General features: G+C 55.6%; 16 protein-coding genes. 5 read left to right on the forward strand and 11 right to left on the reverse strand.

The genetic code is table 11. The features are described 5' to 3' along the window. Nucleotides 1-31: 31 nt before the first annotated feature. Complete coding sequence (locus E5201_RS08545) at nucleotides 32-802, reverse strand: TrmH family RNA methyltransferase (protein ID WP_140985623.1); 771 nt, start codon at nucleotides 800-802, stop codon at nucleotides 32-34. A 118-nt stretch (nucleotides 803-920) separates the two neighbouring features. Between E5201_RS08545 and E5201_RS08550 the strand changes: the two genes are divergently transcribed. Continuing rightward, nucleotides 921-2,324 carry a glutamine synthetase family protein gene (locus tag E5201_RS08550; protein ID WP_140985624.1) on the forward strand — a complete coding sequence of 468 codons (1,404 nt, stop codon included), beginning with the start codon at nucleotides 921-923 and terminating at the stop codon, nucleotides 2,322-2,324. 68 nt (nucleotides 2,325-2,392) lie between these two features. Continuing rightward, nucleotides 2,393-3,673: an NAD(P)/FAD-dependent oxidoreductase gene (locus E5201_RS08555; RefSeq protein ID WP_140985625.1), complete on the forward strand. Its 1,281-nt coding sequence runs from the start codon at nucleotides 2,393-2,395 to the stop codon at nucleotides 3,671-3,673. Here E5201_RS08555 and E5201_RS08560 read toward each other — a convergent pair whose 3' ends face one another. Continuing rightward, a complete protein-coding gene (locus tag E5201_RS08560; protein WP_140985626.1) occupies nucleotides 3,674-4,420 on the reverse strand; it encodes a site-2 protease family protein in 747 nt (248 codons plus the stop codon). Nucleotides 4,421-4,551: 131 nt separating this feature from the next. On the opposite strand from E5201_RS08560, the gene E5201_RS08565 reads away from it, so the two are divergent. The 3 genes from E5201_RS08565 (at nucleotide 4,552) to E5201_RS08575 (ending at nucleotide 7,033) form a co-directional block, all read left to right on the forward strand. Beyond that, the gene (locus E5201_RS08565) at nucleotides 4,552-5,346 is read left to right on the forward strand and encodes a DUF3313 family protein (protein WP_140985627.1); all 795 of its coding nucleotides are present in this window, start codon (nucleotides 4,552-4,554) and stop codon (nucleotides 5,344-5,346) included. Nucleotides 5,347-5,581: 235 nt separating this feature from the next. Then, nucleotides 5,582-6,094, forward strand: coding sequence for a hypothetical protein (locus E5201_RS08570; RefSeq protein ID WP_140985628.1), 513 nt, complete (start codon nucleotides 5,582-5,584; stop codon nucleotides 6,092-6,094). A 153-nt stretch (nucleotides 6,095-6,247) separates the two neighbouring features. After that, entirely contained in the window at nucleotides 6,248-7,033 is a 786-nt protein-coding gene (locus E5201_RS08575; protein WP_140985629.1) for a hypothetical protein, read from the forward strand. A 52-nt stretch (nucleotides 7,034-7,085) separates the two neighbouring features. Here the strand turns inward: E5201_RS08575 and E5201_RS08580 are convergent, their stop codons facing one another. The 9 genes from E5201_RS08580 to E5201_RS08620 all read right to left on the reverse strand — a co-directional run bounded on the left by E5201_RS08580 (nucleotide 7,086) and on the right by E5201_RS08620 (nucleotide 18,507). Continuing rightward, on the reverse strand, nucleotides 7,086-8,480 hold the full coding sequence (locus E5201_RS08580; RefSeq protein WP_140985630.1) for an aspartate aminotransferase family protein: 1,395 nt from the start codon (nucleotides 8,478-8,480) through the stop codon (nucleotides 7,086-7,088). 207 nt (nucleotides 8,481-8,687) lie between these two features. Further along, the gene (locus tag E5201_RS08585; RefSeq protein WP_140985631.1) at nucleotides 8,688-9,824 is read right to left on the reverse strand and encodes an ABC transporter ATP-binding protein; all 1,137 of its coding nucleotides are present in this window, start codon (nucleotides 9,822-9,824) and stop codon (nucleotides 8,688-8,690) included. Between the two features lie 8 nt (nucleotides 9,825-9,832). Continuing rightward, a complete protein-coding gene (locus E5201_RS08590; protein ID WP_140985632.1) occupies nucleotides 9,833-10,711 on the reverse strand; it encodes an ABC transporter permease in 879 nt (292 codons plus the stop codon). Beyond that, complete coding sequence (locus tag E5201_RS08595) at nucleotides 10,708-11,619, reverse strand: ABC transporter permease (protein ID WP_140985633.1); 912 nt, start codon at nucleotides 11,617-11,619, stop codon at nucleotides 10,708-10,710. Before E5201_RS08595 ends, E5201_RS08590 begins: the two co-directional genes overlap by 4 nt. A gap of 60 nt (nucleotides 11,620-11,679) precedes the next feature. After that, the gene (locus tag E5201_RS08600; protein ID WP_140985634.1) at nucleotides 11,680-12,783 is read right to left on the reverse strand and encodes an ABC transporter substrate-binding protein; all 1,104 of its coding nucleotides are present in this window, start codon (nucleotides 12,781-12,783) and stop codon (nucleotides 11,680-11,682) included. A 205-nt stretch (nucleotides 12,784-12,988) separates the two neighbouring features. Beyond that, entirely contained in the window at nucleotides 12,989-14,092 is a 1,104-nt protein-coding gene (locus tag E5201_RS08605; protein WP_140985635.1) for an ABC transporter substrate-binding protein, read from the reverse strand. A gap of 75 nt (nucleotides 14,093-14,167) precedes the next feature. Further along, nucleotides 14,168-15,541, reverse strand: a complete 1,374-nt coding sequence (locus E5201_RS08610) for a glutamine synthetase family protein (protein ID WP_140986092.1) — start codon at nucleotides 15,539-15,541, stop codon at nucleotides 14,168-14,170. A 105-nt stretch (nucleotides 15,542-15,646) separates the two neighbouring features. After that, on the reverse strand, nucleotides 15,647-17,056 hold the full coding sequence (locus E5201_RS08615; RefSeq protein WP_140985636.1) for an aspartate aminotransferase family protein: 1,410 nt from the start codon (nucleotides 17,054-17,056) through the stop codon (nucleotides 15,647-15,649). Next, nucleotides 17,053-18,507, reverse strand: coding sequence for an NAD-dependent succinate-semialdehyde dehydrogenase (locus E5201_RS08620; RefSeq protein ID WP_140985637.1), 1,455 nt, complete (start codon nucleotides 18,505-18,507; stop codon nucleotides 17,053-17,055). Before E5201_RS08620 ends, E5201_RS08615 begins: the two co-directional genes overlap by 4 nt. Nucleotides 18,508-18,514: the final 7 nt, after the last annotated feature.

The raw sequence follows: 18,514 nt of genomic DNA on the forward strand, positions 1-18,514 counted from the left end.
CAATTTTATTTAATGCAAGTCTTTTTATGCCCTAACGGCAGAAATGATACAGCACGATCCCCGACGTCGTCGCCACATTAAGACTGTCAAATCCCCCACTCATCTCAATGCGCACCGTCTCACATTCGGCCATAACCGCCTTAGAAAGCCCCGGCCCCTCGGCCCCCATCAGCACCGCACAGCGCTCAGGTACCTCGACCTCATCAAGCCGCTGCCGCCCCGCCGGACTAAGCGCAAACGCCGCAAGCCCCAGACGCCGCAACGTCCCCGTCACATCACTGACCCGAAAATGCGGCACCTCCAGAACGCCCCCGACGCTGACGCGAATGGCCTTGCGATAGAGCGGATCACATGAGGTCTCATCAAGCACCACCGCATCCACCCCAAAGGCCGCCGCATTGCGCATCAGGCCGCCCATATTGTCCGTATTACTGATACCACACAGCACCAGAACCCGTGCCGCGCCTGTACCGACACACGCCTCTAATGTCGATGGCGGCAGATAGCGCCCCAGCGCCAGATAACCCCGATGAATAGGAAAACCGGCAATCTCATCCATCATCCCTTGCGCCACCACATAGACCGGCACCTCCACAGACAGGGCCGACACATCCAGCCCCTTCAACCGCTCAGGCGTGGTGAGCACACTGACTGTCTGCGCCAGTGACGACGCGAACAACCGCTCCAGCACCACCTTGCCCTCGGCCATAAACAGGCCTTCCCGCCCACTCAGGTCACGGTCTTTGACATCTTGGTAAAGCCTTAGCCGCGCATCAGAAGAATCATTAATGTCAATAATCATGTGACAGAACCTACCACAAAAGCCGCGCCCCCGCCTGTGATCACATATCCGTGGGGGGACTTGGAAAAACGGGCAGACAAGGTCATGATCAGCGAAACAGCCCTAAAAGCAGGTTCTTATGAAATCGAAATCCAAACGTCCGCAAACCGGTTTTTCCCAACGCGGCGCCACGGATATCACCTCGGCGTCCGAATGGCTCGCCCAGCAGAATATCGAAGAAATTGAATGTATGGTCGCTGACCTTGCGGGGGTGGCGCGCGGCAAGATCATGCCGGTGCGCAAATTCCAGACCGCAAGCTATATGAACCTGCCCCTGTCGATCTTCTATCAGACCATTACCGGCGACTTCCCCGATCTCGAAGGCATTGTCGGCACGGTGCAATCCGATACCGATATCTTCCTAAAGCCCGATTTCAACACCCTCGCCGTAGTCCCTTGGGCGACCGACCCCACGGCTCAGGTCATCCATGACGCCTTCCACCCCGATGGCCGTCCGGTCGAGGAAAGCCCGCGTCAGGTCTTGCGCCGCGTCCTGTCCTTCTACCATGAAAAGGGCTGGAAACCGGTTGTCGCCCCCGAGCTTGAATTTTATCTGGTCGAAAAGAACATCGACCCCGACTATGCGCTCAAACCGCCCGTAGGTCGCTCAGGCCGCCCCGAAACCGGCCGTCAGGGTTATTCGATTTCGGCGGTTAATGAATTTGATGACCTCTTTGAGGACATGTACGAATACTCAAAAGCCCAAGGCCTTGAGATCGACACCCTGATTCATGAATCCGGCGTCGCCCAGATGGAAATCAACCTGCGCCACGGCGACCCGCTCGAACTCGCCGATCAGGTCTTCATGTTCAAACGCACCATCAAGGAAACCGCGCTCGAACACGACATCTACGCCACCTTCATGGCCAAGCCGATGGCGCTGGAACCCGGTTCCGCCATGCACATCCACCAGTCGATCGTCGATATGCAAACCGGCCTCAACCTGTTTTCCGATCCGAAAACCGGCGAAGAAACCGCGCTGTTCGCCTCGTTTATCGCCGGTCAGCAAACCTATCTGCCGGCCGCTACCGCGATGCTGGCTCCCTATGTCAACTCCTACCGCCGCCTGTCCAAGGGGTCTGGCGCACCGGTTAATACGCATTGGGGCTATGATAACCGCACCGCAGGCCTGCGTGTGCCCCCCTCGGACGCCGAAAACCGCCGTCTGGAAAACCGCATCCCGTCGTCTGACGCCAACCCCTACCTGGCCATAGCCGCGGCACTGGCCTGCGGCTATCTTGGCATGACACAGGGCCTCAAGCCTCTGCCGCCGGTGGACACCGACGCCTCGAACGACCCGTCCGCCGACCTGCCCTATTCACTCATTCAGGCCGTCATCAAGCTGGAACGCTGCGAAGAACTGGCCGAGCTCTTAGGCCCCGCCTTCGTCACGGCCTACACCCGCGTCAAGCAGCAGGAATATGAAACCTTCATGCGCACCATCAGCCCGTGGGAGCGCGAATTCCTTCTTCTGAACGTGTGACCGGCCGTCCCCCTCTCCCCGTGGGGGAGAGGGTCGGGGTGAGGGGCCAGAACTGAACGCGAGAAAACATGACCCGCCTTGAAAACACAGGCCATCCACCAGACTCCTATTACGCCGCCACAACCGCGCTTCACGCATATCCGCCGCTCGAAGGCGACGCCCATACCGATGTCGCCATTATTGGTGGCGGCTTTACCGGTCTTGGGGCGGCACTTGAACTGGCGCAGCAGGGCCACTCTGTTACCCTGCTCGAAGCCGCAACGCTTGGCTCAGGGGCCACAGGCCGTAACGGCGGTCAGGTACATATCGGCCAGCGCCTCGACCCTGAAACCCTGACGGCGCAAATGGGGGCCGATGCCGCACGGCAGTTGTGGGACATGGCCATGGATGCCCGCGCCCACCTGCAATCCCTGCTCGACAGCGGTATTGATGCCGACTTCCGTCCGGGCATCCTCCATAGCTGGCACAAGCCCAAATTCGCCGCCGAAGACCGCGCCTATGCCGACTTCATCCACGACCACTATGGCTACGACCAGATCAGGCTGCTGAACAAAACCGAGATCGCCAACGAACTTGGCACCCCTGTCTATCATGGCGGTATTTATGACGGCGGCGGTGGGCATCTGCACCCGCTGAAACTGGCGCTCGGCATGGCCCGAAAAGCACACTCTGCCGGTGCCCGCCTGCATGAACACAGCCCTGTGCAATCCATTACCCGCACCAAAAGCAGCATCGTCCTGACCACCCCTTCGGGTCACCTGACAGCGCAAAAACTCCTGATCTGCGGTAACGGCTATATGCAGGGACTGGACAGCGATATTGACCGCCACGTCCTGCCGATCAACAATTTCATCCTTGTCACCGCCCCGCTCGATGATCCCGCCATCCTGCCCAACCATTATGCCGCCGCAGACTCGCGTTTTGTCGTCCACTACTGGCGTAAAACCCCCGACAACCGCCTCCTGTTCGGCGGTGGCGAAAACTACAGCCCCCGCTTTCCCGACGACATTAAGGGTTTCGTCCGCAAACACATGCTGAAAATCTATCCTCAGCTTGAACGCACCCCCATCGACTATGGCTGGGGCGGGACACTGGCCATCACCTTGAGCCGCGCCCCCTTTGTCCGCGAACTGGAAAAAGACGTCTTCGTCAGCGCCGGCTATTCCGGTCAGGGCGTGGCTCTGGCCCCTTATTTCGGTAAACTTCTGGCCCGCGCCGCTATGGGCGACCCTAAGGATATCGACCTTTTGTCACGCCTGCCGGTTCCAGCCTTCTTTGGCGGCAAACTTTTACGCTGGCCCCTTCAGGTCGCGGGGCTCAGCTATTACGCCCTGCGCGACCGCTTCTGATTATTTCCAGAACTGGAACTTGTCATAGGCACGAAACGCCGTCGACAAATCGAGATTAAACACTTCCGCAAAGCCGTACATCAGCGCGAATATATAGCGGAAGCCAAAGAAGAAAATCACCACCACCAGCACCAGCGTGATCAGCGGTATCCGCTCAAGTTTCTCGGCCATGCCGCGCAGTGGCTGCGGCAATAGCGGCGTAATCACGCCATAGCCATCAAGGCCGGGTAAGGGCAACATATTCAGCACAAAGGCCATGAAGTGGAAAAAGGCCAGCAGGATAACCGCATCCCCCAGAAGGCTTTCCGGCTTATCGGCATAGATCGCATGTCCCCACGCATAAAACAAAAAGGCCAACACCAGTGTCACCACAGGCCCCGCCAATGATACCAAAGACTGCTGCCAGCGTTGGCGGATCAGATCAGGCCGGATCAACACCGCTGCACCGGGTAAGGCAATTCCGCCGATGGCCAGAATGATGATCGGCAGGATGATGCTCATTGGGCCATTGATATAGGCGACCGGATCGAGCCCCAGATAGTTGCGTTGCTCAATCGTATGATCGCCAAACCGCCAGGCGCTGTAGGCATGTCCGAACTCATGCAAGCACAGGCCCACGACCCAGCCTAGAAGCACAAAGGCAAAGGTCGCAATGGACGCATATTCAGGCGCATAGATCAGACTTGCGCCCGTCAGGGCAAAAGCACCCAGAAGCAAAACGAAATTAAGGCTCAGACCATTTTTCATGCCTCCCGATTATCGCTTCAAAACATAATGGGGAAGGTGAATTATTTAAAACTGATGCAATTTCTTCAAATGCTGAAATCCATCCGGCTCAGACCATCGTACTTGTTTGTAACAATTCATAAGAGGGTACGATGCGTTTTCACATTTTCATACCGGTACTGCTCTCTGCCTTTTTGACCGCCTGCGTCAGCGCCCCGACACCGGTCAACACAACCCTGACCACGATTGAAAACCTCAAAGACACAAAAACCGGACGGACGACGACCCGTACCTATAGCGAGACTATGGCGCTCAATAATGTCACGCGGGTCTATCTTCACCCCACACAACTCGTGACTGACGAAAACGCGCGCTATACCCTGACCGAAAACGAACGGGCGCTTGTGCTTGCCGAAGTCGAGGCACAGCTGTGTTTCGAACTGGCCGAGCGCTATGAAATGGTCACAGATGTCGCCCAAAGCGACGCCGAGGTCCGCTCTGCTGTCATCTGGTTTGAACCGACCGGCACAGTCGGCTCCGGTGCTGCGGCGGTGGCCAATTTCTTCATCCCAGGCCCCATAGGCCTGCGCCTGCCCGGCACCCTGGGCGGACTTGGGGCCGAAGCGGAAATGCTGCAACAGGACAAACAGATCGGCGCCATTGTCTGGGTACGTCAGGCTCAGGCGCTCGGCACCGATACGCCGTCACTGTCACGTCTGGGGGATGCCCTGCAATTTGCCGAACCCTTCGGCGACGATGCAGCGGCGGCCATGTCCCCTGATCCTTTGCCCCAGAAACGCACCTACACCAAAGACACCGATCCCTGCCTGAAATATGGCGGCCGTATCAATGAGACGGGCTTCATCATCGACCGCATTACCGGCCTCTATGTCCCCTCCAGCCGTCCAACACCCTCCCCGGCGACAGCCCCTGCCGATCCGAACTAAAACACCGCTTGGCATTCAATTTTCAATGCAAAAAAGCAGCGCCTAATGTGTCTATGCGTTGCTTTTTTCTGCACGACTCTGCCTGCCTCAAAGCGCGCGCCCTCTATCGCCCAAAAATTGCACAATGTGCATTTTCCACCCCGCTTAATCATATAGAAACAATTTTGGGTAGAATGTCACCATTGTCACAGACAAGCTGATAATGGATCAGGCACTCGCTCAGAAGGAGTTGGATATGAAGCTTATTGGTATTTCCGCAGCTGCATTTACTGTTTTTACACTCATTGGCACAAATGCAAGTGCTCAAACCCATCAACAATATGTTTACCAGCAATATACACCTTATACATCACACTATCTATACACATCAACTTACAATCCATACTATGTTCAGGTCCCCGCAACACCTGTTAGCTATGTAACGCAAGTGACGCATGTGAGTCCAGTTACTGTGTATAATCAGGCACCAATCTCAACTCACATTGTGCCCTCTGCAACTATTGCAGCCTACTCAGCACCCGTTCAAGTAGCACCCGCGCCAGTAGTTCATACGCGTGCCATTCCTGCTCAGGCAGCCCCCCAAGCTGTTACTGTTCAGACGTCTCCCGTTCAAACCGCTCCTGTTTTGGCTACTCAGGTTTTAGCGCCGGTCGCGTCTGTGCCCGTACACGTTGCGCCTGCACCTGTCATACAATCACACATCATTCCCGTAACCGTTGTACACGTGCCATTTTACGCACGTTATTGAGCATTGAGGCCCTTAAGATGACGGGCCGCAAACATCAACTTAAGCGCTTCGTAAAACTCAGATAGTTTCGAAGCACTAAGCGAAACAATCGCTTAGAACGCATTCCGATCCATTCAGATTGGAATGCGTTGATTAAATCAAAAGGCGTTAGACATGAAATTTTCAGGTGTATCCGCAGCCGCGTTAAGCACATTTGTGTTTTGCGCCTCAACTGCAACCGCACAAGACTATCCGCAGCAAGCATATGCAATGCCGGGCTATGCACCCCCTACGCCACAGTCTGCACCGCCACAATATATTACGCCCCAACACTATCCCCAGGCCTTGATGTCACCCGTACATCAGTCTGAACTTCCCCCTATGGCTCCGGCTCCCACATATTACGGCACCAACCCCGCCCCTACTCATTCTTATGCGCCACCTGTCCATGCACAGTCATATGCAGCACCGGTCCATACCGCGCCAACCCATGCTCAGCCATATGCAGCGCCGGTCCATACCGCACCAACCTATGCTCAGCCATATGCAGCGCCGGTCCATACCGCACCAACCTATGCTCAGCCATATGCAGCGCCCGCTTACGTTACGACTTATCCCGTCGCGCCCCCGCACTCATATACGCTTGCCATCATACAGGCTCCAGCGACGGTATCGGCACCTACAGTCAGAAAGCTTTCAAAACGTGAGCGGGAAGACAGCATTAAACGGTGCAATTTCGCCGATGATTCCATTGGCCATGCTCTGAACAGCTACTCGCAGCTCTTGCATAAGCAACTGCCTTACGATTCAGCGAAGCATTACGAAAATCAAATGCAGGCGCAGACATACAATCTTAGAAATCATATTCGTTCCATCAAACACAGTGGCAATTCGGAAATTTGCGAATATGAAAGTGATATGGCCCTGAAGATTATCCACGCCATCTATCAATACAGATGAACACACTAAAAAATGGGAGCGATAAACGCTCCCATTTTTTATTCAGTATCGCCTAAAGCGCCCGCAAAATCGGTTCTGCCTCATCAAGCGATAGCCTGATCGTATCGACAATGCGGTCGATCTCAGCCTCGGTGATGATCAGCGGCGGACACATGACGATGGAATCGCGGATACCGCGCACCATCAGACCGTTCTTAATGCAGATATCCCGCACCACAGGCCCGGCATGCCCTTCTTCGCCTTTAAATCGCTTATTTGTGCCTTTTTCGGCAATTATTTCAACCGCCCCAATCAGGCCCAGAGACCGCGCCTCGCCCACCAGCGGATGATCATCCAGACGCTTCAGCGCGGCCTTCAGATAAGGGCCGGTGACGTCGCGCGTGCGCTCCACAAGTCCTTCTCTTTCAAGGATTTCGATATTGCGCAACGCTACCGCGGCACAGGTCGGATGCCCCGAATAGGTATAGCCATGGACGAAGTCGCCACCCTTTTCGACCAAAACATCAACGATTGATTTTGACACTCCAACCGCCGAAATCGGCAGGTAGCCCGAGGATAAGCCCTTAGCCATGGCAATCAGGTCAGGCTTGATGCCGTAATGCTGGTGACCGAACCATTCCCCCAGTCGTCCGAAGCCGTTGATAACCTCATCACATATAAGCAGAATACCGTATTTGTGGCACAAAGCCTCAACCTTCGGCCAATAGGAGTCAGGGGGGATAATTACCCCACCGGCCCCTTGTATCGGCTCACCGATAAAGGCCGCGACCTTGCGCGGGCCAACCATAAGGATGCGGTCCTCGATATCCTGAACACAAGCTTCAACAAAGCTTTCCGGATTACAGCCGAACCCCTCACCGAACAGATAGGGCTGGCGCACATGCTCAATACCCGCAATCGGCAATCCGCCTTGCGCGTGCATAAAGCTCATCCCCCCCAAAGACGCGCCTGCCACCGTTGACCCGTGATAGGCATTACGCCGACTGATGAAAACCTTGCGTTCCGGCTCTCCCTTCAGCGTCCAGTAATGCCGCACCAGCCGGAATATGGTATCATTGGCCTCCGAGCCCGACGAATTAAAGAACACATGCGTCAGATCAGGATTACCGATCTGCATTTTCTCAGCAATCTTCGCCGCCAGCCTGACGGCTGGTTCCGTCGCCGTTTTAAAAAACGTATTATAATAAGGCAGTTCCAGCATCTGCTGATAGGCGACCTCGGCCAGTTCCGACCGGCCATAGCCAACATTGACGCACCATAGACCGGCCATGCCATCCAGCAACTTATTCCCGTCAATGTCAGTGATCGTAGAACCTTCGGCGTGGACAATAATCCGGCTGCCACCCAGGTCATGAAGCACCTTATAATCGGCCTGCGCCGGTAAATGGTGCGCCAGATCAAGCCGCTTGAGTTCATCGGCATTGTGGTTTTTCAGGGCATCAGGCATAGCGCGCAACTCCGGTGCGGATCAAACTTATACCCGCACTATAGCCGCTGACTTTAGCCTCCGATACGACTTCGCAAAATTGTGATCACAAGGCAGGGGCGCGGCCCCTGCACCCGTCAGGGCCGAGCCAGACGTCTCCTGCCATTTCAATGGTCGATACCACATACCTCGGGGCAATTGGGTGCAGGGCCTGAGGCCCTGCCCCTGCTAACTCAATAGGGCCGCTACAGACGTCGCATTAAAGGCCAGCCACACCTTTTCATCCCAGGTGAAATCTTCCTGATCCCAGCGCGTAAGATTTGACCGTAACACCTTGACCATACGGCCGGAATTCAACTCAACCTCATAAACCGTCTCCGAGCCCAGATAGGTCATCAGACGGATCGTGCCTTCGGCTATATTAAAGCCTTCGGGGGCATCTTCCATTTTCGCAGGCTTGGCGTCGTATTTGTGAATCTCTATTTTCTCAGGCCGCAGGGCTGCCCAGACGGTCGCGCCTGTCCCGCCGGTGACCCCGTGATCAAGGTAGATATCGCCGATTTCTTTTGAGCGAATAATGGCATGTGCCGGTTCATCAACCGCCAGCGTGCCTTCAAACATATTCACGCTTCCGATGAAGTCCGCGACAAAGCGCGAATTGGGGAATTCATACAGATCAAACGGCGTCGCCACCTGCTGCAATATCCCGCGATGCATAACCGCACAGCGCGTAGCCATGGCCAGAGCCTCATCCTGATCGTGGGTGACCATGATAAAGGTAATCCCCACCTTCTCCTGAAGCAGCGCCAGTTCGGTACGCATGGCGTCCCTCAGTTTGGCATCCAGCGCTGACAAAGGCTCGTCGAGCAGCAGCACACGCGGTTTTTTGACCAATGCCCGTGCCAGCGCCACACGTTGCCGCTGGCCGCCGGACATCTGATCCGGCATCCGCTCACCAAACCCGCCAAGCTTGACAAGTTCCAGCGCCTCAGTAGCCCGCTGCAAACGTTCGGACTTACCGACACCGTCCATTTTCAGGCCATAGGCGACATTCTCCAGCACGCTCATATGCGGAAAAACGGCATAGGACTGAAAGACCATATTGACTGGCCGCTTGTTGGGCGGCGTCAGGGAAACGTCCTTTTCGTCAATATATATCCTGCCTTCGGACGGCATTTCAAAACCGGCCAGCATGCGCAACAAGGTGGTCTTTCCGCATCCCGACGGGCCAAGCAAAGAGAAAAACTCTCCCTCCTTGATCTCAAGCGAGACGTTATCGACCGCAGTGTTCTTGCCAAAATGCTTTGAGACGTTCTCAAAACGAATAATGGTCTTATCGCTTAAGGGTGCCGAAATATCAGTCATGAGTTGGCTCACTTTTTGGCCTCCCCGCCGCCGTGTCCGGCGGTCAGGGCGCTGGAACCCTGCACCTTAAGCGCAAGGAAGGTCAGAAGAACAGTAACGACAATCAGTATGGTCGAGGCCGCATTGACCTCAGGCGTCACCGAGAAGCGCACCATCGAATAAATCTTCACCGGGAAGGTCACCGTGTCCGGCCCCGCCGTGAAGAAGGTGATGACGAAATCATCGAGCGACAGGGTAAAGGCCAGAAGTGCTCCGGCAATCAGCGACGGCTTGATATGTGGCAACAGCACGTCAATCAGGGTGCGCCATTCCGACGCCCCAAGGTCTTTTGCCGCCTCCTCCAGCTCGCGGTTAAAGCCCGCAAGCCTTGCGCGCACCACCACCGCCACAAACGGGAAACAGAACGAGACGTGGGCAATGATAATGGCCCCCAGATTGAACGGCCACATCAGCCCCTGCGGCCAGGGCAGAACCTTGGCGAAGAACACCAGCATTCCGACGCCCATACAGATTTCCGGCACGACAATCGGAATAGCCATACCGGCATGAAAAGCCGTCTTGCCGGGAAAGCGGAAGCGCCACAGGACAATGGCCGCCATCGCCCCGACAATCACCGATATAATGGTGGCAAACAGGGCGATGACCATCGAATTGGTAAAGGCCTGAATGAGGCTTTCATTATTCAGCGCCCGCTCATAATATTTGAACGTAAACCCTTGCCACACAACGTTTCGGCGCGAGTCATTAAAGCTGAAAACCATCAGGCTGATAAGCGGCACATAGAGGAACAGGGTCACCCCGATCAGCCACACCTGCATCGGCCAGCGACGCAGATATTCCAGTGGGCCGGGTGGTATTTTTCTCGGTTTCACACTAATCTCGCTCATGCCGCCCCCCGCTTTCTTGCCGACCGGTCAAGCAGGCCCTGAAGCGCAATCCCGATAAAGGTCAGATAAACCAGCAAGAACGCCAGCGCCGCCCCGAACGGCCAGTTATTGGCCCGCTTGAACTGCGATTCGATGACATTGGCGATCATCTGCGAATCCGTCCCGCCCAGCAGATCAGGCGTCAGATAGGCCCCAAGCGCAGGAATAAAGGTGATCAGAATCCCCGAAGCAATGCCTGCCCCCGCCAGTGGCACCACCACGGAAAACAGGGTGCGGATATGCCCTGCCCCCAAATCCAGCGACGCCTCCAGCAACGAGCGATCAAGCCGGTCGAGCGTCGAATAAAGCGGCAGGATCATGAACGGCAGATGCACGTACACAAGCCCCACAACCACCGCAAAATTATTATACAGAAGGTTCAGCGGCGTAAAATCACCCAAGGGGGCCAGCCCGATCAGGGTCATGAATCCTGAAGCATTTTCCCACAAAAAACGGTAACTCTGATTGATATAGCCTTCGGTGCGCAACACCGCTATCAGGGCATAGGTGCGGATCAGAAGGTTCGTCCAGAACGGCAACATGACCAGCAAAAGCATCCACGGCTTCCACTTGTCGGGCGCAAAGGTAATGGCCAGCGCCACGGGAAACCCTATCACCACACACAAAAAAGTGGTGAGCGCCGCGACCCAGATCGATTTGGCAAAAATACCGAGATAAAGCGGTTCTAACGCCTTGGCATAGTTCGACCAGGTGCCTGTAAAGGCAATGTCAATCAGCCCCCTGTTTTCACCGAAGGAATAGAGCCAGACTATGCCTAAGGGCACAAAGAAGAACAGCACAAGCCACACAAGCGGCGCGCTGAACATAGCGGCAAAAATGCCCTTGGACTGACGCCAGCTTTGCTCCATGCGGCTATCCCCTACCGTTAATCAAAAGGGCGTTGCGGTGGTGGCCGCAACGCCTGCATTTTAAGACGCCTTCACGCGTGTGATAGCATCTTCATAGGCCTGCGCCAGTTCAAGCCCTTCAAAATCGGCATATTCGCACTTCGCCAGATCGGATTCCGGTGGGAAAATGATCGGATTATTCTTGTAGCTATCGGGCATAAGCGCCTTGGCGGCCGCATTGGGGGTCGGGAACAGGATTTTCTCGTAAATCTTCTTACCGGCCTCAGGATCAAGCATGTAGTTGATAAACTGGTGCGCGTTATCCGGGCGCGGCGCATCCTTAGGAATACACCAGGTATCCGAGTTGAATTGCGAACCTTCCTTAGGGATGATGAAATCAATGTCATCGTCTTCAAGCTTGGCCTGAGCAATGTCACCATTATATTCCATCACCACATCGACATCACCGGCCAGCAGCATGTCCTGCCCGTCATCTTCGTGGAAAGCCTTGATGTTCGGCTTTTGCTTGATGAGCATGGCCGCGACCTGATTGATGATTTCCGGCGTGATGCCGTTGACGCTATGGCCCAGATACTTGGCCCCGAGACGGATTAGGTCACCAGATTCCGACAGAAGCGCGATCTTGCCTTTGAACTGATCGGAATCGAACAGGTATTTCCATGAATCCGGCACCAGACCGTTTGGCATTTTCGATTTGCGATAGCCAATCCCCAACAGCAACCAGGTATAGGCCACCGAATATTTCCCGCCCGGATCATAGGTCGGATTAAGGAAGGCTGGCTCAAGATTCTTGCGGTTAGGCAGTTTTGAGTGATCCAGTTCAAGCAGCAGACCGGCCTGAGACAGGCGGGTCACAAAATCATTGGACGGCACCACCACATCAAAGCCGGAATTGCCGGTCTTAAGCTTGGCAAACAGTTCGTCATTGGTGGCAAAAATCGACATGTTGACGTTGATACCCGTCAGATCCTTGAAATCTGACAGGGTCGTTTCACCGATATAGGTATCCCAGTTATAAAAATTCAGGCGCTTTTCTTCGCCATTATCGCCCACCTCAGCGGTTTTCGAGCAGGCCGCAAGCCCCCCAAAACTGATGCCGATAGCGGCAGCCCCCATCCCCTGTAACAAAGACCGACGCGAAGCTCTGTGGCGTGAAGAACTCATATTCTATCTCCTCAGTTTTCCGGACGACCTGAACCTGCCGTCATCAATGTGTTAACAGGAGGAGAATACGCTATGACCGATGCGTCAAGCCCAAAGTGATCACAATCCCGCCATAATCCGAAAAGACTGATGTACGGCATCTAGACACCGCACAAAAAACACCGGGAGTTGCCCCCCGGTGCTTCTGTAATCTTTTTGCCCGTGATTAAGCGGCTTTTACGCGGGTAATGGCATCTTCATATAATTGCGCCATTTCCTGACCTTCAAAGTCGGCATATTCGCATTTCGCCAGATCAGCCTGAGACGGGAAGATAATCGGTGAGTTGCGATAGCTGTCGGGCATGAGCGCCTTAGCCGCCAGATTAGGCGTCGGATACAGAATGGTCTCAAAGATGTGCTTGCTGGCTTCAGGATCAAGAATATAGTTGATGAACTGATGCGCATTATCCGGACGCGGCGCATCCACCGGAATGGCAAGGGTATCTGCGTTGAACTGCGACCCTTCCTTGGGGATGACGAACTCGATGTCGTCGTCCTCAAGCTTGGCCTGAGCAATATCGCCGTTAAACTCCATAACCACGTCAATATCACCGGCCAGCAGGCGATCCTGCCCGTCGTCGGCGTGGAAAGAGCCAATATTCGGCTTTTGCTTAATCAGCAAATCCTCAACCTGCTTGACGATTTCCGGCGTAATGGCGTTGACGCTATGGCCGAGATATTTAGCCCCGAGACGAATGAGGTCACCGGCTTCGGACAACAGCGCGATACGGCCTTTAAACATGTCGGAGTCATAGAGATACTTCCACGAGTCCGGCACAAAGCCCGCTGGCATTTTCGACTTACGATAGCCAATCCCTAACAAAAGCCAGGCATAGGCGACCGAATATTTCGCGCCACGGTCATAGGCCGGATCCTGAAACGTTGGATCAAGATTTTTGAGATTCGGCAGCTTGGAATGATCCAGTTCCTGCAACAGGCCTGCCTGAGACAGACGCGTGACAAAATCATTAGACGGCACGACGACATCAAAACCGGAATTGCCCGATCTCAGCTTGGCAAACAGTTCATCATTGGTGGCAAAGACCGACATATTGACGGTGATACCGCTGGCGGTTTTGAAATCCGACAGGGTCGTATCGCCGATATAGGTGTCCCAGTTATAGAAATTGAGCCGCTGCTCCTCACCGTTCTCGCCAACCTTGGCACCACCCGAACAGGCCTGAAGCCCGCCAAAGCTGATACCCACCGCCGCAGCGCCCAGACCTTGCAGTATTGAACGGCGCGAAGCCTTGTTACGGTAAGCCACCATAGCCAATCTCCTTATAAAACAACGCAAAACAAACGCGCCTTATAGCCAGACCCGCCCTCTCACAGCAACCCCCGATCAGGCATTACGCAAATACCAATCATAATCGAGTTCCGTAACTTCTTCATAAAAACGCGCCTGCTCGGTGCGCTTGACCGACACATACATGTCGACAAAACGCTCCCCCAGATAGTCACGCAAGACTTTGGAATTACTTAGGTAATCCACTGCCGCAAACCAGTTGGTTGGCAGGATCGCGCCAGATTCCGCCGCCGCCGCATAGCCATTGCCCACCACCGCCGGGCCGGGATCAATCTTTTGCGCAATACCGTGATGTGCCGCTGCCAATATAGCCGCCAGCACCAGATAGGGGTTGGCATCCGCCCCTGCCACACGATGCTCGACATGACGCGTATGGGCTGGCCCCGCCGTCACGCGTAAGGACACGGTGCGGTTATTTACCCCCCATGTCAGCCCAACCGGTGCATAGGAGTTGGCTTTGAAGCGTTTGAAACTGTTGGCATTGGGTGCCAGTATGCCCATGACATCTGCCAGATGCGCCTTCATACCGCCGATCATTTGTTTCAGCATGTCTGAGCCTTGCGGATCATCCGACGCGCAGAGGTTGTTACCGTCTTTGTCAGCGACACTGATATGCACATGGAAGCCCGAACCGGCGCGATCGGCCCAGGGCTTGGCCATAAAGGTCGCCTCGATACCATGCGACAGCGCAACCCCCTTGGCCAGACGCTTGTACATCACCGCATCATCTGCCGCCCTTAAGGCATCGGGCTTATGGCTGAGTGTCAGTTCCACCTGACCGGGGGCAAATTCGGATATCGCCCCCTCAAGCGGGATATTCTGCGCATCAGCCGTCTCCCACAGGTCACGGAAAAAGGCCCCGTGCTGCTCGATTTCCGGCAAGCCATAGACCTGAGTGCCCTTAGGCGATTGTCCCGTGTTAAAGGTCGCCGCCGGTCGCAACTGCCCTTCAGGCCCGCGCTCAAGGTCGATCAGGTAATACTCCAACTCACACGCCACCACCGGCGTCAGGCCATCGGCCTCATAGCGCTCAAGCACCCGTTGCAGCACATGGCGCGGATCAAGGTCGTTGGGCGTTCCATCCAGTTCATACATCGACAGCATGACTTGCCCGACGTCATCGCCTAACCAGGGCGCAGGCACCAGTGTGCCGGGAACCGGACGGCAGACACGGTCGGCGTCGCCATCCTCCCACACAAGGCCCGTATCTTCGCAATCGGCCCCCAACGTATCGACCACCAGCACCGACCCCGGCAGGAAGCGTCCGTATTTATAGATCGGCAAAAGCTCATGCCGACGCAGCCGCTTGCCACGCGGCACACCGGTCATCGAGGTGAACAATATCTCGAAATAATTGATGTGCGGATGCGCCGCCAGAAAGGTCTCGGCTTCAGCAATATCAGCAACCATAGGATGGGACGGCAGGGTCATCTTATTTTTTCCTCCTCCCCTGTATACGGGGGAGGTGTCTTCGAAGTTTACGAGAAGACGGAGGGGGCAATCCCACCGCCTGACTTATATATTCAACGCTTTATATTCTTTTACAAAGCCCTCAACTGCCGCCACAAGCCGGTCCGTGGCTTCATAGGACGTCTTGGGGGAAATCAGCATCATATTGTGAAATGGCGCAATCAGCACGCCTTTGTTGATCAGATACAGATGAAAGGCAGGTAACAAGGCCCCCTCAAGATGTGGACGCATCTCAGCAGCATTACGCGGTGTCGGCGACGCAAAAACAAGTTCGGCCCGTGCACCGACATGCACCACGCTCCAGTCGACACCCTGCCGCGCAATCACCTCACGCAAACCGTCAACGAGATATGTCGCCCCCGCCTGCATATAGTCATAGGCCTCTGGCGTCATGACCTCGGTCAGCATGGCTTCCATACCGGCGATGGCCAGCGCGTTGCCGGATAATGTCGTACCAATACCCGATGAGCCTGCGCCGATTTCCGCCTGAGCGGCATCCATACGTGCCGCCACTTCCGCCGACACCCCCCAGACCGCGGCGGGGACGCCTCCGGCAATGGCCTTGCCCACCGTCAGAATATCGGCCCTCAAACCATGTTCACGCACATAACCACCAAAGCCTGAGGACAGGGTATGGGTCTCATCATAGACCAGTAGCGTACCGGTCTCATCGCATAAGGCCCGCAATGCCTGATGATACCCCTCATCGGGCAGGATCATCCCGCAGTTGGTCATCACCGGCTCAAGCAGCACACAGGCCACCTCGCCGCGTTTCAATGCCGCACTCATCGCCGGAAGATCATTAAACGGCACAACCACCGTACTTTGCGTCAGATCCGTGACCTGCCCGATCAAGCCCTTTTTAGCGGTCGCCTGCCCGTCCTTCAGCACCACAAAGGCGTCATCGACCATGCCATGATAACAGCCATCGATGATCAGGATTTTCCGGCGTTTGGTAATGGCTCGCGCCCAGCGGATTACCGCACGGTTGGCGTCCGAGGCCGTGGTCGCACATTGCCACAGCGGCAGGCCGAACCTTTCTGTCAATAGTTGACCGACACGTAATGACCTGACCGTCGGCAACATAAACCCGACGCCATTCAGCGCCTGATCGGCAATGGCACGTTGCAGTTCCTCCCGCCCGTGGCCGAACATTGACGGCGTATCGCCCAGACAGAAATCGTCATAGGCATGGCCATCGACATCCCACAGGGTCGCCTCTTTGGCCCGTTCGGCAAACAAGGGCACAGGCGACGACCAGTCCCCCATCCAGTGCATGGGCACCCCACCGCGCCAAACCGCCGAAGACGCCTGCGCCAACTCAAGCGTCCTTGGGTGCGCAGCCTCAAATATAGCGATTTGCCTTGCCAGAAATGCCGCTATCTCTCCCTCTCCCCCACGGGGAGAGGGCTGGGGTGAGGGGGACGCTGCAAATACCGAAGGCAAAACACTCATCCGCCAATGCCCGCGAAACTAAGATATTTGATCTCGGTATATTCCTCCAGCCCCTCGACCGCACCCTCGCGGCCGATGCCCGACTCCTTGATGCCACCAAAGGGGGCGACCTCGGTTGACATGACCCCGTCATTGACGCCGATCATACCGGCCTCAAGCTGCGCCCCAACACGCCAGGCCCGCGACAGATCCTGCGTAAACAGATAGGCCGCCAGTCCAAAAGGCGTATCATTCGCGAGACTTATGCCGTCATCTTCAGACTCAAACTTATAAATCGCCGCCACCGGCCCGAAGATTTCCTCATCAAACAGCGTCATGTCGCGCGTGCAATCGCTCAGCACCGTCGCCGGATAAAACAGATCACCGACAGACTGCGCCACAGTGCCCCCCAGCCTGACCGTTGCACCTTTAGCCACTGCATCGGCCACCAGACGCTCGACCTTATCAATAGCCTTTTGATTGATCAGCGCCCCAATACCTGAACTTTCGTCCCAGCCCAGTGCCACCTTAAGCTTTGATGCCGCTTCGGTAAAACGCTCGACAAAGCGGTCATAGATACCGGCCTGCACCAGCAGACGGTTGGCGCAGACACAGGTCTGACCCGAATTACGGAACTTCGACAGGATCGCCGCAGGCACAGCAATATCAAGGTCCGCATCATCAAAGACCACCAACGGTGCATTGCCCCCCAGTTCCAGCGATATCTTCTTTACTGTCCCCGCACACTGCGCATAAAGCCCCTTACCGACCGGCGTAGAACCTGTGAAGGAAAACTTCTTCACGCGCTCATCGCTCGTCAATACATCTCCGACCGGTTTGGCTTTGGTGGTGGTTATCAGGCCGATTACCCCTTCCGGCACACCAGCCTTTAGCGCCAGATTCTTCAGGGCAATGGCACAGAGCGGCGTCTCTTCTGAAGGCTTAACCACCGCCGTACAGCCCGCCGCCAGCGCCGGCCCCAGTTTCCGCGTCAACATTGACAATGGAAAATTCCACGGCGTGATCGCCCCCACCACACCGATGGGCTGACGAATGGTCACCAGTTGCTTGTCCTCAGCCACCGCCGGAATGGTGCGGCCATAGGATCGCTTGCCTTCCTCGGCGAACCATTCAATGAAACCGGCCGCATAGGCGACCTCGCCCCGCGCTTCGGTGATAGCCCGCCCCTGCTCCAGCGCCACCAATAGCCCGAGATCGGCCTGATGCGCCATCAATAGATGGTTCCAGTGTTTAAGGACCGTCGCCCGTTCCTTTGCGGTCTTTTTAGCCCATGCCTGAAAGGCCTTATGGGCAGCATCGACCGCCGCTTTTGTTTCCGCCTCGCCCTGTTCGCGGACATAGGCTAAAACCTTACCGTTGGATGGATTATAAACCGGAAAAGCTAAATATTCAGGTTTGGTTAGGGATATATCCTGACCTAAAATCTCAATGAGCGCGGGCGTCAGTTTCATGATTGTA

The organism is Asticcacaulis tiandongensis (assembly GCF_006475605.1).
Taxonomy (GTDB): Bacteria; Pseudomonadota; Alphaproteobacteria; order Caulobacterales; family Caulobacteraceae; genus Asticcacaulis; species Asticcacaulis tiandongensis.